Raw genomic sequence first — 24,287 nt, 5'->3', positions numbered from 1 at the left:
TGCTAGCGGCGGTGGTAGTCTTCGACATTCTCGAAGGCGCGCAAGCCCTCGGGCGTGGCACAGCGGACCGGATCGTCCTGATCGGTCACGGGCCCGCGCCACGCGCTTATGCGCAGCGGCGAAACCTGCCAGTCGTCCCGCGGGTCGAGGACATGCGGGCAATTGGCCAGGACCACGATCACATCCATTTCCGCGCGCAGCACGATTTCGCGCCCCGCCTCGAAAGGGCCTACCAGCGGCGTGATGGCCCCATCGGCCTCGATCCGCGTGCCCTTGAACAGATTGACGCAAGGGTGGACATCGCGGCGGTGCAGCCCGTGCTTGGCCGAGCCCAGCAGCAGCCGGTCGCGGCCATTGGGAAAGGCGCCGCTGTTGCGGCCCTCGCCATATTTGGCTTCATTGGTGGCGGCACTCGATGTGCCGCAGAAAACGTCATGCGTGGCGGCGCCATCTTCGAGGATGCTCATCATCACGCGGCCCATGTCGGAGAGCAGCAGCTTGCCCGCGCCGAGATAGCCGTTCCACTGCACCTTGACCGTGTCGGCCACGTTCAGCCGTTCGGTCGGCATTTCGGCATTGTAGATCAGCATCGAGGCACAGGCGTCGCCGGCGAGATCGATCAGCCGGACCCGCGATCCGCGCGCCAGCCTGCGGGTAGCATACCCGCCCGGGGCGACGGTTTCCTCCCACAGGAGGTCGCCCGGCTCCACGCCTTCGGGAAGGTCTGGCGCAACCGGCGGCAGGACGGGCATTGCGTCGACCACCGTGCCGGCCATCGCGCGGGCGTGGTCGCGCGCTGCCAGCGGGTTTGCCAGCCCCTCCGTCATGCGGCCGCGGACTTTGGCGGTTTGGGCTTCTTGCCTGCACTGTTGTCGTTGGCGTCGGCTTCGCCCTGTTCATGCAGCGGCGGCAGCAGCGCGGTGGTGGTGACCAGCTGGAGCTGGTGGACCCCGCGAATCGAGCGCAGCGAATCGCACAGCGCCTCGAGCCGCACCGCCGGACCCTGCACAAGCAGCACTTCGAGCGACTGGTCATCCTCGAGGAAGACATGCTGCGAGGAGATGACTTCCTTCAGATATTGCAATTGCGTCGTCGCGAGCTGCTGGCGGATGCTGCCGCGATCGCCGACATAGACAAGCGTGATCGTGCCCGCGAGCATCTCTTCGGGCCGGGTCTGCGCTTCGTGCTCGGCGAGGGCGTGCCGGATCAATTCGGCGATCAGCTGCGAGCGCGACGGCAGACCCCGTTCTTCCACCATCATGTCGAGCTGGCGGAACAGGTCCGCGGGCAGGCTCATGCTGAGGCGGGCAAGGTTGGTGGGTTCGGATGCCATGGGACGGTCCTCTCAAGTATTATCTATATTGTCAATCGTAATACTACGATTTTTGTCTCATGCGGATTGGGTCAGGACAGCGCGGGTCTCCGCCCGCTGCGGTGCCTTCCGAGTGAGAGGAAGATCGTAGACGATGGAGGCACCATACCGATTTGGGGCGTGCGGGTCATGCCGCAGCTTATCGAGCGTGAGCACGCGATTGCCGAGCGCGAAGGCCTCGCCGATATCGTGCGTTACCATCATCACGGTGAGCGCATATTCGCTCCACAGGCTGGTGATCAGTGCGTGCATATCGGACCGGATCCCGGGATCGAGCGCGCCAAAGGGTTCGTCGAGCAACAATATCCGCGGGCGTTTGATCAGCGCCTGAGCGATCGCCAGGCGTTGCTGCATGCCGCCCGACATCTGCGCCGGATACAAATGGAGGCTGTCCTCCAGTCCGACCGCTGCCAGCATTTCTTCCGCTTCGGCCAGCGCAGCCCGTCGCGCCGCGCCGAACAGCCGCCCGGCCAGCGGAGCGCGCCCGCATTCGATCCCGAACAGCGTGTTCCCCAGGACCGTCAGATGCGGAAACACCGAATAGCGCTGGAATACCACGCCGCGATCGCTGTCGCATTGGGGCTTGAGCGGGACGCCGTCGAGCGTGATGGTCCCGCGCGTCGGCGCATCCTGCCCCAGTACCACGCGCAGCAGGCTGCTCTTGCCCGCACCCGATGGCCCGATGACTGAGACGAATGCGCCTTCCTCGATCTCGAGATTGACGCGTTCGAGCACGATCTTGTCGCCATATTCGACCCAGACGTCGCGCAGGCTGAGGAAGCCGCTCATCTCTCGGCCCTATGCGCCCAGCCGAACAGGCGGCGGCTGGACCATGACAGCAGCAGGTCGGTAATCGCCGCGAGGATAGCGATCCACGCTACATAGGGCAGGATGACATCCATCGCGAGATAGCGGCGAACGAGGAAGATGCGGTAGCCCAGCCCGATATCGGCGGCGATCGCTTCGGCCGAAATCAGGAATACCCATGCCGGGCCCAGCGACAGGCGCACTGCCTGGATCAGCCTTGGCATGGCCTGCGGGAGGACGACGCGCAGCGCCAATTGCCATGTGCTTGCGCCCAGCGTCTGCGCCTTGATGATCTGCTCGCGCGGGAGCGCTGCCGTATGCGCGGCGATATCGCGGATCATGAAAGGAGCAATGCCGATCACGATAAGCGCCACCTTGGCGGTCTCACCCAGCCCGAAGGCAATGAACAGGATCGGCAGCAGCGCGATCGGCGGGATCACCGCAATGCCGGTGACCAGCATGCCGAAGGTGGCGCGAACGGGCGGCAGAAGCCCCAGAACGAGCCCCACCAGCAGCGCGCTGGCGGTGGAAATGGCCAGTCCGAGACCGAGCCGCTGCAGGCTCGCCAGCGTATCGGCCCAGAACAGGTAGCGGCCCGACAGCGGCTCCCGCTCGAACACCAGCGCGCGCATGGCGTCCACCATCGCACCGGGGAGCGGGAGGATCTTGTCGGCCGGGTTGATCTCGTTCCGCGCGACCGCGAGGAACAGATATACCAGGATCAGGAGCAGGATCGGGACTGCCCCCAGAAGCAGGGAATTGGTCCGCCCGATCCGGCGATCAACCCAGCGCACTACGCGCCGATCCCCGGTCCGCTGCCCGTCCGCTTCACCGGCCTATAGCTCGCCATCGGCAGCCATCTGCATGAAGCTGTCGTCGAAGCGCAATGTGATGCTGTTGCCATCGCCCAGGGTCTTGCCGCCCGGGAAGGCCATGCCCACCGCTTCGGCCGAACTGGCACCCTGGCCGAACAGGCCTTGCGAGAAACTGAAGTCGCGGACGCGGGTCATGGTTTCGATCAGCGCTGGATCGGTCGCCGCCGCAACCGCTTGCTCGGGCTCGACATAAAGATAGGTCGTCGCCACCTGCGCTTCGAACATTTCCGGCGTCGTACCCGCAAGCTGCGCCATCGCTGCACGCGCGGCTTCGCCCGCTTCGTCGTCCTGCTGCATCAGCGCGATGGTCTCGTACCAGATGCCCACCAGTGCCTTGCCCAGATTCGGGTTAGCTTCGAGCGTCGCGGTATCGACCACCAGCAGGTCGAGGATCTCACCCGGAATGTCGGCCGAGCTGAAGGCCTCATGCGCGCCCGCTTCCTGTTTCATCGTCAGGAGCTGCGGGTTCCACGCCACCGCGGCGGTGACATCGGGCGAGGTGAACGCACCGGCAATATCCGCATCTGCGGTATTGATCGTCCGCACATCGGTCATCGCGAGATCTGCCGATTCCAGCGCCCGTGCGAGCAGATAATGCGACACCGACAGCTCGACCAGATTGACCTGCTGTCCGGCGATACCGGCGAGGTTGTCGGTGCCTTTGAGCAAGACCCCGTCATTGCCATTCGAATAGTCGCCGATGATCAGGGCGGTGGTATCCTTCCCGCCGGCGGCGGGGATGGTCAGCGCATCCATGTTCGCGACCGTTACCCCGTCAAGCTGCCCGGCGGTGTATTGATTGACCGATTCGACGTAATCGTTGACCTGCACGATATCGATTTCGATCCCGTATTTGTCCCCCCACTTCTTCACGATCCCGGCCTGTTCGGCATAGGGCCACGGCATCCACCCGGCATAGATCGACCAGCCGATCGTGAACTGCGTCTTGGGCGCGGTGGCGTCTTCGCCTGCGGGCGCGCACGAGGCGACGAATAAGGCACAGGCCAGCGCTGCGGCTGCCCCCACTTTGCGGATCCCGTTCAACATAGAGGTAACTCCTTTCGCATGTGCAGCATTGCGTCAAAAGCGCCCCCTGTCCATCACTTATTTATTACCATTGCCATTGTTGGTAATAATTATATGGTGTCGCTCCAGAGCGCGGGTGCGTAAGGCGACCGACGCGCGGAGGACCGCCTGGGAGGGCATGCATCGAAGGCAGCCAATTGCCGCTGTCCCGGCGGCTTTGCCCGGAGCGCCCGATGCCGCAGACCACGCCTGCCCCCGCACCGACCCCGACCCCCGCCCCATCGGTCCAGCCGACCTTCGCGGGGAATGGCGATATCGCGGCGGCGTATAATCCGCCGGGAGTGCGCAACACCGATTCCGCGCTGCCGCTGCATCCCCGCGAACCTGTCGTGCATGACTATTCGAGCAGCGGGCCGGCGCCCGGGCGGCTCGGCTTCCGCTGGATCTACGGGTCGAATGTCGCGGCGAAGAACACCGATCCGCGCATCCAGGTGGTGCAGTATAACGAAGACACCTTCGTCCTGCGGCAGAACGTCTGCGTCCATTGGGAAGCGCCGTTCGTCTATCTGCTGTTCGGCAATGCCGGAGCCTTGCTGATCGACAGCGGGGCCACCGCGAAAACGGCCTATTTCCCGCTGCGCGAGACCGTCGATGCGATCATCACCCGCTGGGAGCAGATGCGCGGCCGCAAGCGCATGCCGCTGACCATCGCGCTGACATCGGGCGAAGACATCGCGCAGAACCAGGGACTGCGGCAATTCGCCGATCGCCCGCGAACCGCCATCGTCCCCAGACCGATCGGGGCGATGCAGGCGCATTACGGGCTTGCGGGCAACTGGCCGGGCGGAACCGGGGCAATCGATCTCGGCGACAGGCGGATCGAGGTCATTCCCACCCCCGGGAGCCACCGTGACGGGGTGACCTTCTATGACCCCTATTGCGACTTCCTGTTCACGGGCGACCTGTTGTTCCCCGGACGGATCAACATCGGCAACGACCGGGATTACATTGCGGCGCTGGCGCGGTTGCACGAGTTCGCTGCACGCAATCCGGTCGAGGCGGTGCTCGGCGGGCATATCGACATGATGTTCGCGCCGGGCTGCTATTATCCCCGTTTCGCGACCTACAAACCCTATGAGCGCATCCTGCAGCTTTCGCCCGCCACGATCGACGAGGCCTTGCACTATGCGCGCGAGGTGCAGGGCCGCGATATGATGCTGATCCGCCCCGACTTCGTCCTGTTCAACGGGGTCAGTCCCGACCAGCGGACCCGGGTCTGGCCCGAAGGCGTCGCCCGCATCACTCCGCCACACCCCTTTTGACGACCGGGAGAACCGCTTTGGACCGTCGCACTTTCCTGTCGTACAATGCCGCAGCGCTGGCGGTTCCGGCTGCGCTGACAACCTATAGCCAGGCCGCGCAGGCCGCCGGGCTGCGGCCCGATCCGGTCGATTTCAAAAGCGACCTGCCTGCCCCGGGCAGTTTCCCCGATCGCTGGATCTGCGGTTCGGAATCGCTCAAGGACAACACCGATCCGCCGGTGCATGTGCACTGGTACAATACACACACGGCCATCCTTCGGCAGAACAAGGCCTACAGCTTCGAGGCGCCTTTCGCCCCGCTGTATTTCGGCAATGATCGCGTGCTGTTGCTCGACGAGGGCTTTACCCAGTTGCGCACCGACTGGGACCTGCGCGGCGTGGTCGATGAATGCATCGCGGATTGGTGCAGGCGCAACGGACGCGATCCTGCCGGCCTCGAATTGCTCGTCGCCTTCAGCCACCTTCACGCCGATCACTATGCCGCGGTCAACCAGTTCGCCGACCGGCCCAATACGCGCTACATGGGGCTGACGCATAAGGAGATGCTCGGCTTCTGGGGAATGACCAACTTCCCCGAGGAACGCGTCACGCTCGATCTCGGCGGGCGCGATATCCTTATCTGGGGCTCGCCCGGCCATGTGGCGTCCGAATTCGCCTATTACGACAGCTACACGCAGATCCTCTACACCGGCGACATGTTCTATCGCGGGCGCTGCTACATCACCTTTTGGCAGCCCTGGTTCGACAGCATGACGCGGCTGATCGAGTTCTGCGACACCCATCCCGTGTCGCATGTCATGGGGTGTCATGTCGAAATCAGCACGACGGGGGAGGATTACCCCTACGGTCTGACCTGGCAACCCGACGAGGCGCCCGTGCAGATGACGGTGGATCAGCTTCGCGAAGCCTATGCCTACGCCCAGACGATCACCGAACCGGGCATCTATTTTACCGGCACGGTGTTCCTCTGCAACCAGACGCGCAGCCTCACCACCATCGACACCAATCCGTATCGCTACAGTTGACGCCGCCGCCGGGACGGCCCGGCACGCCCCGCCTGCCATGCAAGGACCAACGCCCATGACCCGATCGATCTGCCTCCTGCCCCTCATTGCCGCGGCCTGCGCGCCTGCGGCCGAAATGAGCCCCGAGCCCGCATTTGCCGAGAATGTGATCGACGTCCCCGGCTTCGCCGATTTCCTCCAGGTTGATGGCGATACCGTGTGGACCACCAATGACGGCCGGGTGGAGCAGTGGTCGAAAACCGAGAAGCTAGCCTCGGTCGCGATCCCGCGCCCGTGCGGCACGATGGCGATGGAATCCGGATCGCTCTGGGTGGGCAATTGCGATGGGGGCGAGCTGTATCGCATCGGCCCCGAGACCGCGCAGGTACTGGCCACCATACCGGCGGGCATCGGACCGAGCGGCGAACAGAACGTGGTCGCCGGCGCCGGGTCGGTATGGGCACCCAACCAGGCGGAGGGGACGATCTCCCGCATCGATCCCGCGACCAATGAAATCTCCGCGTCGATCGAGGTAGCGCCGGGTACGACTTTCCTCGCCTTCGGGTTCGACGCGCTATGGGCGGTAAGCGGGACCGGGGGGACACTGCAGCGCGTCGACCCGGCTACGAATGCGGTCACCGACACGATCCAGCTCGGCGATACGCCCGGTTTCCTCGTCGCGGGTGAAGGGGCCGTCTGGGTGCAGGAGCAGGGCGACGGGACCGTCGCGCGGATCGACCCCGAAACGCGCGAGGTGGCGGGCCGTACTCTCGTCGGCGACAACCTCAAATGGGGCGATATCGACACGGGCGACGGGAAGGTGTGGCTGCGTACGACCGACGACCAGACCTTCGTCGTGATCGATGCGGCGACCGCCGAAATCCTCGCCCGCGTCGGACGGGCGGAGGGCAGCGGCGCGCTGCGTTATACGCCCGACGGGATATGGACGAGCGCGCATGACGTCCACTCGCTGACATGGTGGACTAGCGAAGCCCGGTGACGGCGCGGAATCGATTCGGGATAGCCGCACCGCGCAAGCCCTGAGGCTGCGAAGGGAACGATATGACGCAGCAACCACAGGGTTCGCGTGACTTGCCGAACCCTGTGAAAATCGTGTGAATTCAGTTCCAAACGCCAGGCTCGCGGTGCTGTTCGGGCGATCAATTAATACTCTTGACGCATTCCGTAATATCTCTAGCGTATGTGTCATGCCGTCGCAAGTAACGGCAACGCTTGGGAAGGGGATCTGCAGGATTGAGCCGGCTATCGGCTCGATATGGAGATTGTCTATGGACCGAACATCGGGAGCCGGGACCTTCGCGAAGAGCAAGCGCTCTGCCGTCCGCGCTGCCGGTCCGGCCGCCTCCCTATCTTCGACACCTGCACATGATTTCTCGCGGCGCGCCCACGTGCGCTCGTTGCGGTCCCGTCGATACGGAGCCGCACAACACCCCTCTCCATATGAAAACACCGCGTTCTCATTCCCTCAATCGAGAACGAAGAACAATCGCAGGCGGGGCAATTCGGATAAATCCGAACAACCGAAGAAAAAGCAAGCGGGATCGTGCGAATAGGCGGGTTGGTTTCGTCGAGTCGATAAGGTGAATGCCTGAAGTCCGAATAACGGAGCACAGGCGCACCTCAGGTCCTCAAGTAAAGCTGGGTCGGCTGCGACATGCGTGTCGCGGCCCGGGGAAGCTCAACCGCAAAAGACGGGAAGAAAACGATGAAAAAATGCGCAAAACTGAAATTCGGTCTGCTGTCGGCAACCGTGTTTTCGACCACCACGCTGGCCGCACCGGCTTTCGCCCAGGAGGAGCCGGAAGAGGAGAGCGCGGCTCCGGTCACGATCGTCGTTACGGCCACCCGCCGCGCGACGACGTTGATGGATACGCCGATCAATATCACCGCCGTCAGTGCGGAAGAGCTGGCGCGGCAGCGGATCGACGACATTCGCGATATTGCCGATTTCACCCCCGGCATGACAATTTCCGACACCGGCCCGGGCTCGACCGGCACGGTGGTGCTGCGCGGTCTCAATGCCTCGGGCGTGGGTGACGGCGGCGCCATCTATGACGACGCGCTGGGCATCTATCTGGGCGAAGTCCCGCTCTATTACGATTTCAAGCTGGTCGATATCGCCCGCGTCGAAACCCTGCTCGGCCCGCAGGGCACGCTTTACGGGCTTGGTACGCTGGCCGGGGCGATCCGTTATATTCCCAATCGGCCCGATCCCAGCGTGGTCGAGGGCGAGGTCCATGCGCGCGCCTATGCCAAATCGCATAGCGACGATTTCGGCTATCAGATCGATGGCGTGATCAACCTGCCCATCGTGGCCGATCACATCGCGTTCCGCAGCGCGACGGGCTATTACTTCGACCCGGGATTCATCGACTATTCGCTGCTCGTCCAAGAACCCGGCGTATCGCTGCCGCAGCCCGATGGCCCGGACAGCATCTCCGATGCGGGTTATGCAGCGAACCTCTACGAGGAAGAGGATCTCAATTTCGAGCGGACCTTCACCACGCGTAACCAATTGCTGTTCCAGGCCGACGAGGACCTGCAATTGCTGCTGACCTATGCGTATCAGCAGACTGAGACCGAAGGTGCGCAATCGAACAGCGCGGGCGTGCTGGGCACCGGACGCTATGAGAACGCCAGCCGGTTCAAGGAACCGGTCGACCGTCATGCGCATCTCGTCAGCGCCGAGATCAATGCCAATATCGCGGACATCGTCGATATCGTCGCCACCGGCGCCTACACCGAGATGGGCTATAGCGATAAGGGCGACGTCACCGACCTGCTGCTCGACCTCGATTACGATTACGAGTTGTTCCCGGCGTTCGCGGGCCATTACGCATCCGACCGCACGCGCAAGCAAAAGAACTTCGAACTGCGGCTGGTGTCGAGCCATGGCGGTCCGTTCAGCTGGGTTCTGGGCGGCTTCTACAACGAGAACGATTATCAGAGCGACTACGCCGAACGCATTCCCAACCACCCGTGGGTCGATCCGACCACCAACCCCGAAGCGCTGGAGTATGTCAGCTACATCACCTCCGAGGTGAAGGAGAAGGCGATCTTCGGCGAAGCCACGTTCGAGGTTACGCCGGATTGGCAGGTCACCGCGGGCGCGCGCTATTTCGACTATACATCGACGATCTCGGGTGCGGCGGCCCTGCCTGTCCTGGGCGATCCGCTCAGCCCCTATGATTTGCCGTCCAATGGCGGCGATGCCGGCGAAGACGGCTGGGTGTGGAAATTCAACACCTCGTATGAATTCAGTCCCGATTTCATGGTCTATGCCACGTACAGCAAGGGCTACCGCCTCGGCGGGCCCAACCGGGTTGCGCCCTGCCCGGCCGATATCCAACCGGGTCAGCAGATCATCTGCGCGCTGCCTGACGAGCTGCAATACGGCCCCGACACGACCAAGAATATCGAGATCGGGATGCGCAGCCAGCTGTTCAACGACGTGCTGGCGCTCAACTTCAACGTCTTCGACGTGAAGTGGCAGGGGATTCAGGTCAATTCCTCCACGCTCTATGGCGCAACCGGGATCACGGTGAACGGCGGGTCGGCCAAGTCGCGCGGCTTCGAGACCTCGTTCCAGCTCAAACCGATCCCCGAGCTGTCGATCCAGGGGACCTATTCCTATACCGACGCCTATCTCACCGAGGACGTACCGGGCATCATCACCATTCGCGAAACGCCGGGCGATTATTCGAACCGCTTCGTCCAGCTGGACGCGCTCGATGGCGACCGCTTGCCCGGTTCGGCGAAGAACTCGGGCAGCCTTGGCGTTACCTACGTCCAGCCGATGGGCGATGCCGATCTGGTGGCCAACTGGACGGCGACCTATCGCGGAAATGTCGTTTCGCGGATCGGGTGGGACCGCGCCTATGGCGATCTGATCCCCGGTTACACGCTGCACCGGGCGGCACTGACCTACGAGATGGAAACCTACAGCATCAGCCTGTTCGCCAACAACATCTTCGACAAATACGCAGTTGTATCGACCGCCAACGATCGCTCGCGCATCGGCGTGAACGATGGTGTTGCGGTGCGTTACTATCGCCAGGCGGTAATGAGTCCGCGGGTCGTCGGGATGGAAGCACGCATGTCGTTCTGAGCGACACCATCACCCCAAGCAAAGGGCGCCTGCGTTCCTACGCAGGCGCCCTTATTCTTGATTCTTGCGCACTGTAGAAGCGTCCCTCAGCCGGTGGAGATGCCCTGCTTTTCGAGCCAGGCGCGCGCCGGCTCCAGCGCGCGTTCATGCGTCCGCCAGCGGCCCACGGCATCGGCGTTGAGCGGCCGGCGCACCTGCGCCGCACTCGGCGTGGCCACCGCCGCCGTGTTCTTGTGAAAGTGCAGGCAGGCATCGTCCCAGTCGAGCCCGCAGAAGTCGATCAATCGCCGCGTCTGCCCGTCCTGATCGGCGACCAGGCCTTCATAGCCCAGCTGCAATATCCGCCCGGGAAAGAGCGTCTCCCACTGCGCCATCAACCGGTCGAAGCGCGCATAATAGCGCGCCGTGTCGAGGAGGTCGTAGGAATAGGCGTAATAGGCCGACTGGCTCGCAAACAGATTTTTGTAATTGCTCCACACCGTATCCATCGGATTACGGCGCAGGCACACGATCCGCGCATGCGGCAGCGCTGCTGCGATATGGCCGATATACAGGAAATTGGCGGGGAGCTTGTCGACGAAGCGCGGCGTTCGTTCGGGCAAATGATGCGCAGCCTGTTCGATATAGGCGCGGCCCAGCTGCGCTGGATCGATCGTGCTGCTGGCGGCAATCGTCTCTGCGTCGATGACCTTTTTCGATGCGGTTCCAGCCAGCCGCTTGACCGCCACCGGCATGGCCTGAAGCTCACCCGCCGACACGACCTGTGGATGCGACGACAGGATGCGATCGATCAGCGTAGTGCCCGTTCGCGGCATGCCCACGACGAAGATCGGTGCGGTATCGGGATGGCCCGGCGCCTCGCGCAGCGCACCTGCGGGCTTGGTAAACACCGTTTCGAGCGCATCGAAGATTTCTGCATCCTGCGCGAAATCGTAGCCGATCGCGCGCTTCTGCTGCGCATTGGCTGCCGCAAGGTGTTCGAACGCAGTGGGATCGCCCAGATCCTCCAGTTCCTTGGCCAGAGCATAGCGGATACGCAGCGCATCGCCCGGGCCTTGCGCGGCAGCCAATGCGCGTTTCAGCCGGGGGAGATGGTTGGTCTGGGGCGTCTGGCGCGACAGGATGGCGAGTGCATAATGCGCGCGCGCATTCCCCGGATCGGCGCGCAGGATGTCCTCGTAATGCCGCCGTGCGTCATCGACGCGCCCGGTAAAGCTGCTCGCGGCGGCAAGATTGTAGCGATAATCGAGATTGCCGGGCTCGCGGGCCACCGCCGCGGTGAACGGACCAATGGCGCCTTCGTGGTCGCCCAGCCGGGTCAGAACGCACCCTATCGTGTCCAGCGTGCGTGCATCGGCGGGGGCGAGAGCGAGAGCGCGCTTGCTGGCCGAGGCGGCTTCTCCGTCACGGCGCAAGAGGCTGAGCAGCCGGGCCTGCTGGGCCAGATGCTCGGCCTGGGGGCCGCGCTGGACGGCCGCGTCCAACAACATGACCGCATTGTCGATCTGTCCAGCCTGCTCGGCCGCAATGCCCAGCAGGAAATATCCTGCCGGTGCATCGCGATCCTGCAGGACGATCGCCTTGGCAGCTTGTGTCGCTCCCAGGAGGTCGTCGCGTTCGAGCGCGTCGCGCGCCTGTCGCTCCAGGCTCACCGCCGCGGTCCTCGCGCGGTGGCCTGCTGTGTGGGGCCTACTCGCTCGACGCGAGCCGGGTGGCCGTGTCCTGCAGCGCGACGCGCGTTTCGATCCGTTCGCGGATGCGGGCGACGACTTCGGTACGGCACTCCTGCGAACGCGCATGCGCGCGCAAATGCACGGTGTCGAGGCCGTCGCCGCATACCGCGCGCGCGGCATCGTTCATACGAATGGCCAAGCGGCGCTGCCCGTCGACAGTCGCAAGATCGAGCCCGTCGAGGTGCAGCGTCGCGCTGTCCTGCACGAAGGGGTCGGAGGGGGTGGTTTCCGCCATGGCCGGCGCCGCAAGCGCGCACGCAGCCAGGGCCATCAGGCCAGCTTTCATGATCATCGTCTCCTGCGTTATTATTGCGCCGCTCTTTGGCGGCTGCGCAGGGAGATATGCCCAGGTGTCGGCGCTGGCAAGGTTCGCGGTGAATCGAAGCGAGGCTCATGAACCGGTGACCTCGAGCGCAGTCAGCCGGGTCGTGCCGCCCAGCAGCCCGATCGGCAGCCGCACACTGGCGGACGTCTCGTCGCCGGTGTCCGGATCGCGCAACGTCACCTCGACCGTCCGCGCATGCAGCGGCGCGAGGCGTCTTACCGTATCGAGCGGGAGGTCCACGCGCCATTTCCGTGCACCCCGCGGGCTGGTTTCGTGGCTGTTTACAATCACCAGCACGCGCGCATCCTCGCGCTGGCCCGAAACCCGCAGGCAATCGTCATCGCCGCAGCGGACCAGCCTGGCCTCGGGGGCGGGTGCGGCGGAAATGGGCGGAGAAAGCGCGAGCAGAACACCCGCGATAAGAAACTGCGAGGTCGCGCGCATGAGGAGTCTCCTTTCCGCGCGCCGCAGGACCGGCGCGGGTTGCCGAAGCTCTCCCACGAATGTTTTTGTTCTTGCCTAAGGTGTTCCGCAAATCGGTCGCAGCGTCAAGCATGCGCCGATATCGACGTCCTAAAGGGCGGTCATCGGGGTAAGGAGAAATTGGTGCGGTCGAGAAGACTCGAACTTCCACGGCCTTGCGGCCACAACGACCTCAACGTTGCGCGTCTACCAGTTCCGCCACGACCGCACACAGTCTGCATCGAGAGCGAATCCGCGAACGGGCTCCCGCCGGTAGGAGCGCGCCACTAGCAGCGAGGCTGCGGCCTCGCAAGCATCTTTGTTGCGCGGCTGCGCAAGCTAGCGCGGGGCCCAGCCGATATCCGCGAAGACCGCCGATTTGGGCACGTCGGTGACCGCCTCGTTGATGGTCAGTTCCTCGCCCGGGGCCAGCGTCGACTGCGGCGGCTGGACCACCCAGCTATAGACCTGCCGTTCGCGCTGGTCGCGCAGCACGATCAGGATTTGCGGGATCGGGCGCGATTCGCGCGCGGTGTTCTTGACGATCACGCGCGCGCCGAAGAATTCGGTGCCATTGGGCAGCGTGCGGCGTTCCTGCTGCTCGACCGGGAAGGACAATTCCAGATCGGGCTGCGCGGCACCGAACAGCGGGCGGCTGACCGGCACCCAGTCGGGCAGGCCGGCATAATTCACCGCGGCAATCGTGCCGATCGCGATCACCGCGAAAATCGTCGCCGCCCAGGTCCACAGCTTGGTGAGATTGCGGCGCGGACGGAACGGCGGCGCGTGGTCGAAGCGCGAGCGGGCATCGTCGCTCTCGGGCGTGGGCGCGGGCGGCAGCTCGTCCTGAACTTCGCCATAGGGCGGGGTGGTTTCGTCGAAATCGAGCCCGTCGCGCAGGGGCGCGTCGCGGGTGGGGGCATCGCGCACAGGCGCCGCGGTGGCGGTTTCGCCATAGCTGAAGCCGGGTTGCGCCTGCGGATCGGGGCCCTCCGCCACGGGGGGCGGTGGCGGCGCAGGCGGTGACGGTCTGGGAGCGGATGGCGCAGCGGGCGGCGGGACCGGGACGGCAGCAACCGCGGCGAGCCGTTCGGCATCGGGGCCATCCTGGAACCAGCTGTGTTTGCATTTCGCGCAGCGCACGGTGCGCCCGTCGATCCCGATAGCGCTGTCGGGCACGACATAGCGCGTGGAACAAGCAGGGCAGGCAATGATCATGGTGACCCAAGGCCTTAGGACCCGTTGCGAATCACGACAAGCGACAGCCCTGTTCGCAAACCCCGAGAGCGGCTTTTTTCCACATGCAAGCGCGGTTATAGGCAGTTTCCTACAATGACGGGTGCAACTTTCCTCTTGAACGACCGGGCCATGCGATGAGCGCGCCCGAGGACGAGGTCGTCCGGTTCGACAATGTCGGGCTGCGTTACGGCACCGATCGCGAAATCCTGTCGAACGTTTCCTTCACGCTGTTCCCCGGCCGGTTCTATTTCCTCACCGGCGCCAGCGGGGCGGGCAAGACCTCGCTGCTGCGCCTGCTTTATCTCGCGCAGCGCCCGTCGCGCGGGGCGATCAGCATGTTCGGGACCGATGTCATCACCCTCCCGCGCGAGCGCCTGCCTGCCTATCGCCGGCGGATGGGGGTGGTGTTCCAGGATTTCCGGCTGGTCGATCACTTGTCGGCGTTCGACAACGTCGCGCTGCCGCTGCGCGTTTCGGGCGTACGCGAAGCCGATCTGCAGGGGCCGGTGTCCGACATGCTCGACTGGGTCGGGTTGGCCCACCGCGCCGATGCGCGCCCGGCGACGCTGTCGGGCGGCGAGCAGCAACGCGTGGCCATCGCCCGCGCGGTGATCGGCCGCCCCGACATGCTCGTGGCCGACGAACCGACGGGCAATGTCGATCCGGAAATGGCGCTCAAGCTGATTCGCCTGTTCGAAGCACTCAACCGGCTGGGCACTACCGTGGTGGTGGCGACGCATGACGTCCACCTGCTGCGCAAGGTTCCCGATTCGCTGATCATGCGGCTCGACAAGGGGCTGTTGTCCGATCCCACCGGCGCGCTGCGCTATCCGCCGCGGCGGGTGGGGGCGGGCGAATGAAGAAGCCGCCGGTCCCGCCGCGCATGGTCGAGCGCGGTCGCTCGCCCTTCCAGGGCCGTCGCGCCGCGCATCTGCTGCCGCAGGCGCGGCTGGGCGGACCGATGCCATGGGTGATCGCGATCATGGTCGCGCTGACCGTGCTGGCGGCTGGGGGCGGGCTGGCGCTCGACAATCTCGCGGACCGCGCACGCGGCGAATTGTCGGGCAGCGCGACGGTCCAGATCGTCGAGGCGGATCCGCAATCGCGCGCGCGGCAGGCGGAGGATGCGGCGACCATCCTGGTGCAGGACCCGGCGGTCGCCGGGCTCGCGGTGGTCCCGCAGGAATCGGTCGAGGCCCTGCTCGCCCCGTGGCTGGGCACCGACACGCCCGAAGATACGGTGCCGATCCCCGCGCTCATCGACCTGCGACTGCGCGATGGCGCGGACGCCGCCACGCTCGACCGGCTGCGCAGCCTGCTCGCCGACCGCGTCCCCGCGGCGCGGATCGATGCGCAGGCGCAATGGCTCGCTCCCGTGCTCGCCGCGCTCTCGGCGCTCGGCTGGATGGCGCTGGGGCTGATCGGCCTGCTCGCCTTCACCGGCGCGGCGGCGGTATGGCTGGCGGCGCGCAACGCGCTGGGCAGCAATCGCGACACGATCGAGATCGTCCATCTGCTGGGCGGCAATGACGACCAGATCGCGCGGATCTTCCAGCGCTCGATCCTGGTCGATGCGCTGGGCGGGGGCGTGCTCGGACTGGCGCTCGGAGCGGCGGCGGTCTGGGTGATGGGCGCGCAATTCGCAGCGCTGGATTCGGGACTCGTGACGGGCGGCGGGCTCGAAACCAGCGATTGGCTGGTCTTGGCCCTTGTCCCTGTGGGGGCGGTTGTTCTAGCGGTCTATACGGCGCGGTTCACCGTGCTCGCGTCGCTCAGGAAAATGTTGTGATCCTCCGCCTCTTCGCTGCCGTCATGCTCGTCTATGCGTTCGGTTTCCTCGGCTTTGCCGTTTCGCTGCCCCAGCCGGCGGCGGATGAGAAGACCGATGCGGTGATCGTGCTGACCGGCGGGCCGGGCCGGATCGCACGCGGCCTGGATGTGGTCGAGCAGGGGCTGGCGCGCGAAATGTTCGTCTCGGGCGTCGATCCCGATGTGACGCCCGCCGAATTCGCCGCCGAATTCGATGTCTCGCGGCGGGTGATGCAATGCTGCGTCAAGCTCGGCTATCTCGCGGTCGATACCCGCAGCAATGCCGGCGAAGCGGCGCAATGGCTCAAGGAAAACGAGTTCACCTCGGTGCGCCTCGTGACGACCGACTGGCACATGGCGCGCTCCGCCGCCGAATTCAGCGAAACGCTGCCGCCCGATATGCGCGTGGTCAAGGACGCGGTGGTCTCGCACCCGCAGCTCGCGACGCTTTATCTCGAATATAACAAGCTGCTGGCGGCGGCGATCTCGCAAGGTCTGCCGCGCTGACGCAGCCCATGCTCTTTCTCCGCAACCTCGCCTTCTATCTCGCCTTCTACAGCGGCTCGCTGCTGATCACGACGGCGTCGCTGGCCTCGCTGCCGTTCAGCGTGACCGCGTTCCGTGCGCGGGTGCGCAATTGGTCGCAATGGCAACGCTGGTGCGTCACCCATATGCTCGGCTGCGAGATCGTCCACGAGGGGGCGCCGCTCGACCAGCCGGTACTCTATGCAATCAAGCACGAGAGCTTCTTCGAGGCGATCGATGCGCCCGCGCTGTTCAACTGCCCGAGCGTCTTCGCCAAGCAGGAGCTGTTCAAGATCCCGCTATGGGGCCGCGCCGCGGCCGCCTTCGGCCTGGTCCCGGTCGAACGCGAGGCGGGCGCCAAGGCGCTGATGAAGATGATCCGCCACGCCAAGGCGCTGATCGCGGATGGTCGCCCGCTGGTGATCTTTCCCGAAGGCACCCGGGTGCCGCATGGCGAACGCAGGCCGCTGCAATCGGGGTTTGCGGGGCTGTACAAGATGCTTGGTCTGCCGGTGGTGCCGGTGGCAGTGGACAGCGGGCCGATCTACCATCGGCGGCTCAAGCGGTCGGGGCGGATCACTTACCGCTTCGGCGAGCCGATCCCGCCGGGCCTGCCACGCGCCGAAGTCGAAGAGCGCGTGCGCGAGGCGATCAACGCGCTGAACTGAGACCTCGGCCGATGCGCCAGGCCGGTCGCCAGTCTCACGCGGTCTTTAGTGATCGGTCCGCCCGAAGTCGGGCCGCGCGTCGTCCTGGCCTTCCTCGATGATCGAGCGGCGGATCGCGCGGGTGCGTTCGAACAGGTCGAACAGTGTATCGCCATCGCCGTCGCGGATCGCGCGCTGGAGCAGGCTGAGATCTTCGGTGAACCGGCCCAGCACTTCGAGCACGGCGTCGCGGTTGGACAGGAACACGTCTCGCCACATCGTCGGATTGCTCGCGGCGATGCGGGTGAAATCGCGAAAGCCACCGGCGGAATATTTGATCACTTCGCCGCGGGTCACATCCTCGAGATCGGATGCAGTGCCGACGATGGTATAGGCGATCAGGTGCGGGATGTGGCTGGTCACCGCGAGCACGAGGTCGTGATGCGCGGGGTCCATGATTTCGACCGTGGCACCAAGCCCTTCCCAGAACTGCGTGAGCGCATCGACCGCTGCGGGCGGGGCCGTGTCGCCCGGCGTGACGATGCACCAGCGATGGCGGAACAGTTCGGGGAAACCGGCATCGGGTCCACTGTTCTCGGTCCCTGCGACCGGGTGCGCGGGGATGACCACTGCCTCGGGCAGCGTCCTGGCCAGTGCCTCGCCGACGCGGCGTTTGGAGGAGCCGACATCGCTGACGATGGTGCCGGGTATAAGGTCGGCGGCAATCGCCTCGGCCGCCGCATTCATCGCGCCGACGGGTACGCACAGGATCACCAGCTCGGCCTCGCGCACGGCGTCGCCCGCGGTTTCGCAAATGGTGCCGGCCAGCCCGCGTTCGGCAGCGCGGCGGCGCACGGCGGCATCGGCATCCCAGCCGGTGGTCGCCACACCGGGCAGCATCTCGCGGACCGCCAGCCCGATCGAACCGCCGATCAGGCCCAGCCCGATGATTGCGACGCGCGAAATCGTCATGCGCCCGCACCGCAAAGCGTGCGCAATACGCGGGTGATGTCGTCCATCTGGCGCGCGGTCCCGATGGTGATGCGCAGCGCCTGCGGCAGCCCCTGTCCGGGCAGGTGGCGCACGGCATAGCCGGCCTCGGCGATTGCCTGCAGCGCGGTTTCCGCCTCGAGGTCGCCTTCGAACAGCACGAGCACGAAATTGGCCTTGCTCGGCACTGCGCGCAGCCCGTGATTGCCCAACGCCTCGATCGCATGGACGAACCGCTTGCGCTCCTCGCGGTTGGCTTCGCGCGAGCGGGCGAGGAAATTCGTGTCGGCCAAGGCTGCAAGCGCGGCGCGCTGGCCGCTGGCGGTCACGTTGAACGGCCCGCGGATGCGGTTGAGCACATCGACCAGCCCCGGCGCGCCGGTGGCCCAGCCGATCCGCTCGCCCGCCAGGCCGTAGATCTTCGAGAAGGTCCGCGTGACCAGCACGTTGGCGTGGTGCGCGGCGAGATCCAGCCCGCCGTCCTCCTCGCCGGGCTCGAGATATTCGGCATAGGCCTGGTCGACCACCAGCAGCACGTCGCCCGGCAATCCGGCATGGAGCCGCTCGACCTCGTCGCGGGGCAGGCAGGTGCCGGTGGGATTGTTCGGATTGGCGAGGAACACCACGCGGGTACGCTCGGTCACCGCGGCCAGCAGCGCATCGACATCGGTACCGTAATCGGCGTCGGGCGCTTCCACCGGGGTCGCGCCGCAGCGCCTTGCCGCAATGTCGTAAACCGCGAAGCTGTAGCGGCTGAACAAGACCTCGTCGCCCGGACCGGCAAAGCCCTGCGCGGCGAGATTGAGCATTTCGTCCGAGCCTGTCCCGCAAACGATCCGCGCGGGATCGATGCCGTGCTGTCTGCCCAGTGCAGCGCGCAATGCGGCGGCGTCGGGATCGGGATAGGCCGCGGGGGCATGGTCCACGGCCAGCGCCGCCAGCGCGTCGGCGCTGCACCCCAGCGGGTTCTCGTTTGCCGACAGTTTGACCAGCTTGCGCCCGTCGGCACTGGTCGATTTGCCCGGGACATAGGCATGGATGCCTTCGATCCAGGGCTTCATGATGGGTGTGTCTGCCATTTCAGCTTCGCCGCATGAAAGAAATACGGCCCTTCGACAAGCCGGAGGCTTGCCGATAGAGACAGCGTTTGATTGTTTCATCCCAAGGTCCGATTTGAACGCGCAACCTCAATCGCTGCTCCTGCCCGACCCGCTGCCGCTCGATGGCGGCGCCGAACTGGCGCGTGTCGAGGTCGCATATGAGACCTATGGCACGCTGGCCGACGACGGATCGAATGCGATCCTGCTGTGCCATGCGCTGACGGGCGACCAGCATGTCGCCAGCGTGCATCCGGTGACCGGCAAGCCCGGCTGGTGGGAGCGCATGGTCGGTCCCGGCAAGCCGATCGACACCGACCGCTTCCATGTCATCTGCCCCAATGTGATCGGCAGCTGCATGGGTTCGACCGGTCCCGCCAGCGAGGCCAGCGACGGGCGGCCCTATGCGATGCGCTTCCCGGTCATCACCATCCGCGACATGGTCCGCGCGCATGTCGCGCTGCTCGACGTGTTGGGGATCGACCGGCTGCACGCAGTGGTTGGCGGCTCGATGGGCGGGATGCAGGCGTTGAGCCTTGCCGCGAACTGGCCCGAACGCACCGAGCGCGTGCTCGTCATCGCCTCGACCAGCCGCCATTCGGCGCAGAACATCGGTTTCCACGAATTGGGGCGGCAGGCGATCATGGCCGATCCGCGCTGGCAGGACGGCGACTATTACGGCGGCGAAGCGCCCGACAGCGGGCTCTCCGTGGCGCGGATGGCGGCGCATATCACCTATCTGTCGGAAGAGGCGCTGACCGCGAAGTTCGGGCGCAATCTGCAGGATCGCCCCGACGGGACGAAGGGCGCGAAGAGCTTCGGCTTCGACGCCGATTTCCAGGTCGAAAGCTATCTGCGCTACCAGGGCAGTGGCTTCACCCGGCGGTTCGACGCCAACAGCTATCTCTATATCACCCGCGCGATGGATTATTTCGATCTTGCGGAAGAGCATGGCGGACGGCTTGCCGATGCCTTCGCCGGGACCACCGCGCGCTTCTGCCTCGTCAGCTTCGACAGCGACTGGCTCTATCCGACAAGCGAGAGCCGCCATGTGGTCCATGCGCTCAATGCGGCGGGGGCCGCGGTGAGTTTTGTCGAACTGTCCGCCCCGCATGGCCATGACAGCTTCCTGCTCGATGTGCCTGCGCTCGACCGGGTCGTGCAGGGGTTCCTCGGATGAGCCTGCGCCCCGACCTTGCCGTGATCGCAGCGCATGTCACGCCGGGCAGCCGCGTGCTCGATATCGGCTGCGGCGACGGGGCGCTGATGCTCGCTTTGCGCGATCTGGGCTGCGATGTGCGCGGGATCGAGATCGACGGCGCCAGCGTCGAGCGCTGCGTGTCGCAGGGCCTGTCGGTGGTGCAGGGCGATGCCGATCGCGATCTGCACGATTATCCGGACAAGGGCTTCGACTATGCCGTGCTCAGCCAGACGCTGCAGACCGCAGTGCGGCCCGACCGCATGCTCGACGAGCTCCTCCGCGTCGGCACGCGCGCCTTTGTCAGCTTCCCCAATTTCGCGCATTGGCGCACCCGCGCCGCGCTGCTGGTCGGCGGGCGGATGCCGGTAACGCGCAGCATCCCGGTCAGCTGGTACGAAACGCAAAACATCCACCACGTAACAATCGCGGATTTCCGCGACCTCGCGCGTGAAAAATCCGCGACGATCGAGCGCGATTGGTATTTTTCGCATCAGCGCCCAATCGCGCGCATCGGTGCCAATGCCCGCGCCGAATTCGCCGTATTCGAGCTGTCGCGCTAGGCCGGCTTCAGCCATGCGCGGCGGGCGGGCACGCTCGGTGCTCCGCCGCCGCCGCGCCGCATTCTACCCCGGACGATGCAGACCGCAGATCTTGTGGCCATCGAGATCGCGAAAATAGCACAGGTGCAGCGCACCCATCGAACTTTCGCGCAGGCCCGGCGGGTCTTCGATGCTGGTGCCGCCCGCGGCGATCGCCGCATCGTGCAGTTCCTTGACCTGTTCGGGCGAGTCGCATTTGAAGCCGATGGTCATGCCATTGGCGCAGGTGGCCACCTCGCCGTCGATCGGCTGCGACAGCGCGAGCACGTCGCCGTCATGCATGAAGAACACGCGCTTGATTCCGCTGTCGAGTGTGTTGTCCATCGCCCCCTCGACACCGATAACCTTGAGCACCTTTTCGTAAAAGGCCTTCGATTTATCGATATCGTTCGTGCCGATCATGATGTGGTTGAACATCGTATCTCTCTCCTGTGAGTTTCGTTTCGCCACCTTAATCGCGTGTGGCATTGTGACAAGCGACGATCGCATCTCGTCGCTTGCGGTTCAGCGCGGCGGGTATAGAAGCATGCCATGCACCTGCTTCTTGCCCCGCTCGCCCTGTCCTTCCTGCAAGCTGCGGGCGGTGCGCCGACTGCCGCCTCCGAGCTCCCCGATCTGACGCTCGAACAGTCCAGTTCGCTGCGCTGTTCGGTCGCTTTCGGCCTGGTCCACCGCGCGCAAAACAGCGGCGAGGAAGCGGCGGCGGCGTATCCCGTCATGGCCGAGCGCGGACAGGAGTTCTTCGTCCGCACCACCGCGCAGTTGATGGACGAACTCGGGGCCAGCCGCGAGACCATCATGGGGCTGGTGATGCGCGAACACGCAGCGCTGAAAGAGAGCCCCGAGCGGGTCGACGAGGTGATGCCAGCCTGCCTGTTGATGCTCGACGCCGCAGGGCTCTGACACCGCGTTCAGCACAGGGTCAGCGCGGGTGCGCCAGCTTGGCGGCCAATCGTTGATCGCCTCATCGATCGCTTCAGGGGCCCCCCATGCGCAAATTCATCCTGCCCGCCGCGCTTGCGGCCTGCACTCTGCCCGTGCCCGCGTTGGCGCAGGATGCACCTGCTGCACCGCTGGCCGATCTGGGCGAGCAGATGCGCGATCCCGCCTATCAGCGCGACATGGCGCTGATGCTGCAGGCGATGACCGAAGTCTTGCTCGACATGCCGATTGCACCGCTGGCGCAGGCCGCTGCCGAAATGGCGGGCGAGAAGACCCGTGACATCGATCCCGACCTCACCTTGCGCCGCGCCGTGCCGCAGGCGGACCGGGTGGGCGATGAGGTCGCCCGCACTGTCCCGCGCGCCATGCAGGCTGCGGGGACCATGGCGGAAGGCCTCGCTGCGATGGCACCGTTGCTGCGCGACATGGCGGGGCGGATGCGCGGCGCGATCCCGCCGCGCAACTGATCCCCACGAAAATTAGCGAGAGCCCCCGGCACGCCAGTGGACGCGCCCCCGCGGCTTGTGGCAAGGCGACCGAATCCATGTGGCAGCTCTACCAATTCCCCCTTTGCCCGTTCAGCCGTAAGCTGCGCCTGCTGATGGGCGAGAAGAACATCGCCTACGAACTCGTGCGCGAGTATCCGTGGGAGGGGCGCGACGAATTCTGGCACCTCAACCCCGCCGGACGCACGCCCGTCCTGCATGACCCGGCGCGCGGGGTCAGCCTGTCGGACAGCCAGGCGATCTGCGAATTTCTCGAAGAGACGGTCGAGCGTAGCCCGATGGTCAATGGCTCGGCCTTGCAGCGCGCGGAAATCCGCCGCCTGGTCGCGCTGTTCGACGAAAATCTCTATGCCGATGTCACCGGGCCGCTGCTGCACGAACGGATGAAGAAGCGGCTCGTCCTGCGCCAGCCGCCTGATTCTCGCATGCTGCGCGAGACGATGAAGAACGCACATGCGCATCTCGATTACATCGACTGGCTGGTCGACAACCGCCAGTGGCTCGGCGGCGCGACCCTGAGCCTGGCGGATCTCGCCTGCGCGTCGCAGCTGTCGGTCGCCGATTATCTCGGCGGGATCGACTGGAAGGGCCACGACCAGACGCGGCACTGGTATTCGGTGATGAAAAGCCGTCCCAGCTTCCGCCCGCTGCTGAGCGAGAAGATGGAAGGCTTGCCGCCGCCGCCGCATTACGCGCTGGTCGACGCCTGACCGGCTACTTCTGGCACACGGGGCAGAACCACGTGCTCCGCCCGCCCTGCACGATCCGCCGGATAACGCCGCCATCCTCGTGGTGGCAGGCCTCGCCCTCGCGCCCGTAGACATGGAAGCGCGTTGCGAAATAGCCGAGATTGCCGTCGGGCTGCGCGAAATCGCGCAGCGTCGAACCGCCATCCTCGATCGACCGGGTAAGCACGTCCTTGATCGCGGGCACCAGGCGCCTCAGCTGCGGCATGGTCACCTTGCCGCCCGCCTTGCGCGGGTGGATTCCGGCCTGCCACAACGCTTCGCAGACATAGATATTGCCCAGCCCCGCAACGATCCGCTGGTCGAGCAGCAGCAGCTTGATCGCCTGCTTGCGGCCACGCGTAGCTTCGCGCAAATGCTCCGGCGTCAGCGCCTCGCCCAAAGGCTCGGGACCAAGCGCGGCAAAGGGCGGCCACAGGTCGAGTTCGGGGTTCAGCAGCAGATCGACCGAGCCGAACCGGCGCGGATCGTTGAGCGCGAAGACATGGTCTTCGGTCGCGAGCACCAGATGGTCGTGCTTGTCCGGCGCCTCCGGATCGATTCGCCAGCGCCCGCTCATGCCGAGGTGGAACACCATCGCATGATCGCGATCGGTGTGGATCAGCCCGTATTTCGCACGGCGCGAAAGACCCGAAACAGTCGCCCCGGTCAGCGCCTGCACCAGGTCGGGGGGAAAGGGTCGGCGCATGTCGGGGCGGTTGACGCGCACGCTGACGATCCGCTCGCCCTCGAGGAACCGGGCCAGCCCGCGCACGGTGGTTTCGACTTCTGGGAGCTCGGGCATGTCGAGTTTCGCGTAACAGCGGTTTCTCGTGGCGTCTATTCGCTCCCTTCGGTCGCTGCGCCCTGTTCCGTCCCACGCCCCCTCCCGGCCACCCACGGCACGGTATTCTATGGGTGGCCGGGAGGGGGCGTGGGACGGAACAGCAAG

Annotated in this window: 26 protein-coding genes and 1 tRNA gene; 13 read left to right on the top strand and 14 right to left on the bottom strand. The window is 65.4% G+C overall.

Features of this window, described 5'->3' with window-relative positions:
• Nucleotides 1-2: 2 nt before the first annotated feature.
• The 5 genes from J2S32_RS08270 to J2S32_RS08250 are packed head-to-tail and all read right to left on the bottom strand — an operon-like array spanning nt 3 to nt 4,101.
• Entirely contained in the window at nt 3-827 is an 825-nt protein-coding gene (locus J2S32_RS08270) for an urea amidolyase associated protein UAAP1 (RefSeq protein WP_253520234.1), read from the bottom strand.
• Nucleotides 824-1,333 (bottom strand): CopG family ribbon-helix-helix protein, encoded by a 510-nt coding sequence (locus tag J2S32_RS08265; RefSeq protein ID WP_253520231.1) that lies wholly within the window; start codon nt 1,331-1,333, stop codon nt 824-826. The genes J2S32_RS08270 and J2S32_RS08265 overlap by 4 nt, the downstream gene beginning before the upstream one ends.
• A 57-nt stretch (nt 1,334-1,390) precedes the next feature.
• A complete protein-coding gene (locus J2S32_RS08260) occupies nt 1,391-2,161 on the bottom strand; it encodes an ATP-binding cassette domain-containing protein (protein WP_253520228.1) in 771 nt (256 codons plus the stop codon).
• The gene (locus tag J2S32_RS08255) at nt 2,158-2,973 is read right to left on the bottom strand and encodes an ABC transporter permease (RefSeq protein WP_253520226.1); all 816 of its coding nucleotides are present in this window, start codon (nt 2,971-2,973) and stop codon (nt 2,158-2,160) included. The genes J2S32_RS08260 and J2S32_RS08255 overlap by 4 nt, the downstream gene beginning before the upstream one ends.
• 42 nt (nt 2,974-3,015) lie before the next feature.
• On the bottom strand, nt 3,016-4,101 hold the full coding sequence (locus J2S32_RS08250; RefSeq protein WP_253520223.1) for a putative urea ABC transporter substrate-binding protein: 1,086 nt from the start codon (nt 4,099-4,101) through the stop codon (nt 3,016-3,018).
• A gap of 212 nt (nt 4,102-4,313) precedes the next feature.
• Between J2S32_RS08250 and J2S32_RS08245 the strand changes: the two genes are divergently transcribed.
• From J2S32_RS08245 to J2S32_RS08230, 4 genes are all read left to right on the top strand, one after another.
• A complete protein-coding gene (locus tag J2S32_RS08245) occupies nt 4,314-5,402 on the top strand; it encodes an MBL fold metallo-hydrolase (RefSeq protein WP_253520221.1) in 1,089 nt (362 codons plus the stop codon).
• Nucleotides 5,403-5,419: 17 nt separating this feature from the next.
• Nucleotides 5,420-6,427 carry an MBL fold metallo-hydrolase gene (locus tag J2S32_RS08240; RefSeq protein WP_253520218.1) on the top strand — a complete coding sequence of 336 codons (1,008 nt, stop codon included), beginning with the start codon at nt 5,420-5,422 and terminating at the stop codon, nt 6,425-6,427.
• A gap of 55 nt (nt 6,428-6,482) precedes the next feature.
• Nucleotides 6,483-7,406: a Vgb family protein gene (locus J2S32_RS08235; protein WP_253520216.1), complete on the top strand. Its 924-nt coding sequence runs from the start codon at nt 6,483-6,485 to the stop codon at nt 7,404-7,406.
• Between the two features lie 726 nt (nt 7,407-8,132).
• Nucleotides 8,133-10,535: a TonB-dependent receptor gene (locus tag J2S32_RS08230; protein WP_253520214.1), complete on the top strand. Its 2,403-nt coding sequence runs from the start codon at nt 8,133-8,135 to the stop codon at nt 10,533-10,535.
• An 86-nt stretch (nt 10,536-10,621) separates the two neighbouring features.
• On the opposite strand, the gene J2S32_RS08225 is transcribed toward J2S32_RS08230, so the two are convergent.
• The 5 genes from J2S32_RS08225 to J2S32_RS08205 form a co-directional block, all read right to left on the bottom strand.
• On the bottom strand, nt 10,622-12,187 hold the full coding sequence (locus J2S32_RS08225; RefSeq protein ID WP_253520212.1) for a tetratricopeptide repeat-containing sulfotransferase family protein: 1,566 nt from the start codon (nt 12,185-12,187) through the stop codon (nt 10,622-10,624).
• Between the two features lie 37 nt (nt 12,188-12,224).
• Nucleotides 12,225-12,554: a UrcA family protein gene (locus J2S32_RS08220; protein WP_253520209.1), complete on the bottom strand. Its 330-nt coding sequence runs from the start codon at nt 12,552-12,554 to the stop codon at nt 12,225-12,227.
• Between the two features lie 105 nt (nt 12,555-12,659).
• Nucleotides 12,660-13,037, bottom strand: coding sequence for a hypothetical protein (locus J2S32_RS08215; RefSeq protein ID WP_253520207.1), 378 nt, complete (start codon nt 13,035-13,037; stop codon nt 12,660-12,662).
• Between the two features lie 160 nt (nt 13,038-13,197).
• Nucleotides 13,198-13,284, bottom strand: a tRNA-Leu gene (locus tag J2S32_RS08210).
• Between the two features lie 110 nt (nt 13,285-13,394).
• On the bottom strand, nt 13,395-14,273 hold the full coding sequence (locus J2S32_RS08205) for an MJ0042-type zinc finger domain-containing protein (protein WP_253520205.1): 879 nt from the start codon (nt 14,271-14,273) through the stop codon (nt 13,395-13,397).
• Nucleotides 14,274-14,428: 155 nt separating this feature from the next.
• Here J2S32_RS08205 and ftsE point away from each other — a divergent pair, with 155 nt between their 5' ends.
• The 4 genes from ftsE to J2S32_RS08185 are packed head-to-tail and all read left to right on the top strand — an operon-like array spanning nt 14,429 to nt 17,296.
• The gene (gene ftsE, locus J2S32_RS08200) at nt 14,429-15,154 is read left to right on the top strand and encodes a cell division ATP-binding protein FtsE (RefSeq protein WP_253520202.1); all 726 of its coding nucleotides are present in this window, start codon (nt 14,429-14,431) and stop codon (nt 15,152-15,154) included.
• Nucleotides 15,151-16,083: a cell division protein FtsX gene (locus J2S32_RS08195; protein ID WP_253520200.1), complete on the top strand. Its 933-nt coding sequence runs from the start codon at nt 15,151-15,153 to the stop codon at nt 16,081-16,083. Before ftsE ends, J2S32_RS08195 begins: the two co-directional genes overlap by 4 nt.
• Nucleotides 16,080-16,610 (top strand): YdcF family protein, encoded by a 531-nt coding sequence (locus J2S32_RS08190; protein ID WP_253520198.1) that lies wholly within the window; start codon nt 16,080-16,082, stop codon nt 16,608-16,610. Before J2S32_RS08195 ends, J2S32_RS08190 begins: the two co-directional genes overlap by 4 nt.
• A gap of 8 nt (nt 16,611-16,618) precedes the next feature.
• Entirely contained in the window at nt 16,619-17,296 is a 678-nt protein-coding gene (locus tag J2S32_RS08185; RefSeq protein WP_253520193.1) for a lysophospholipid acyltransferase family protein, read from the top strand.
• Between the two features lie 45 nt (nt 17,297-17,341).
• Here the strand turns inward: J2S32_RS08185 and J2S32_RS08180 are convergent, their stop codons facing one another.
• On the bottom strand, nt 17,342-18,247 hold the full coding sequence (locus tag J2S32_RS08180; RefSeq protein WP_253520191.1) for a prephenate/arogenate dehydrogenase family protein: 906 nt from the start codon (nt 18,245-18,247) through the stop codon (nt 17,342-17,344).
• Complete coding sequence (gene hisC / locus J2S32_RS08175; protein WP_253520189.1) at nt 18,244-19,344, bottom strand: histidinol-phosphate transaminase; 1,101 nt, start codon at nt 19,342-19,344, stop codon at nt 18,244-18,246. The genes J2S32_RS08180 and hisC overlap by 4 nt, the downstream gene beginning before the upstream one ends.
• Before the next feature lie 94 nt (nt 19,345-19,438).
• Here hisC and metX point away from each other — a divergent pair, with 94 nt between their 5' ends.
• Together metX and metW are read left to right on the top strand one after the other, a co-directional pair.
• Nucleotides 19,439-20,542 carry a homoserine O-acetyltransferase MetX gene (gene metX / locus J2S32_RS08170; RefSeq protein ID WP_253520186.1) on the top strand — a complete coding sequence of 368 codons (1,104 nt, stop codon included), beginning with the start codon at nt 19,439-19,441 and terminating at the stop codon, nt 20,540-20,542.
• Nucleotides 20,539-21,123: a methionine biosynthesis protein MetW gene (gene metW / locus J2S32_RS08165; RefSeq protein WP_253520184.1), complete on the top strand. Its 585-nt coding sequence runs from the start codon at nt 20,539-20,541 to the stop codon at nt 21,121-21,123. Before metX ends, metW begins: the two co-directional genes overlap by 4 nt.
• Before the next feature lie 63 nt (nt 21,124-21,186).
• Here metW and J2S32_RS08160 read toward each other — a convergent pair whose 3' ends face one another.
• Complete coding sequence (locus tag J2S32_RS08160; protein WP_253520181.1) at nt 21,187-21,579, bottom strand: VOC family protein; 393 nt, start codon at nt 21,577-21,579, stop codon at nt 21,187-21,189.
• Nucleotides 21,580-21,693: 114 nt separating this feature from the next.
• On the opposite strand from J2S32_RS08160, the gene J2S32_RS08155 reads away from it, so the two are divergent.
• From J2S32_RS08155 to J2S32_RS08145, 3 genes are all read left to right on the top strand, one after another.
• Nucleotides 21,694-22,065, top strand: a complete 372-nt coding sequence (locus J2S32_RS08155) for a hypothetical protein (RefSeq protein ID WP_253520179.1) — start codon at nt 21,694-21,696, stop codon at nt 22,063-22,065.
• Between the two features lie 86 nt (nt 22,066-22,151).
• Nucleotides 22,152-22,571 (top strand): hypothetical protein, encoded by a 420-nt coding sequence (locus J2S32_RS08150; protein ID WP_253520177.1) that lies wholly within the window; start codon nt 22,152-22,154, stop codon nt 22,569-22,571.
• 77 nt (nt 22,572-22,648) lie between these two features.
• Nucleotides 22,649-23,320 (top strand): glutathione S-transferase family protein, encoded by a 672-nt coding sequence (locus J2S32_RS08145; RefSeq protein ID WP_253520175.1) that lies wholly within the window; start codon nt 22,649-22,651, stop codon nt 23,318-23,320.
• Between the two features lie 4 nt (nt 23,321-23,324).
• Here J2S32_RS08145 and mutM read toward each other — a convergent pair whose 3' ends face one another.
• Nucleotides 23,325-24,140, bottom strand: a complete 816-nt coding sequence (mutM, locus tag J2S32_RS08140; RefSeq protein ID WP_253520173.1) for a bifunctional DNA-formamidopyrimidine glycosylase/DNA-(apurinic or apyrimidinic site) lyase — start codon at nt 24,138-24,140, stop codon at nt 23,325-23,327.
• Nucleotides 24,141-24,287 lie beyond the last annotated feature (147 nt).

Source organism: Qipengyuania citrea, from assembly GCF_024171405.1.
Classification (GTDB): domain Bacteria; phylum Pseudomonadota; class Alphaproteobacteria; order Sphingomonadales; family Sphingomonadaceae; genus Qipengyuania; species Qipengyuania profunda.
Note: the sequence above shows the minus strand (reverse complement) of the source record. Positions and strands in the feature narration are given on the sequence as shown.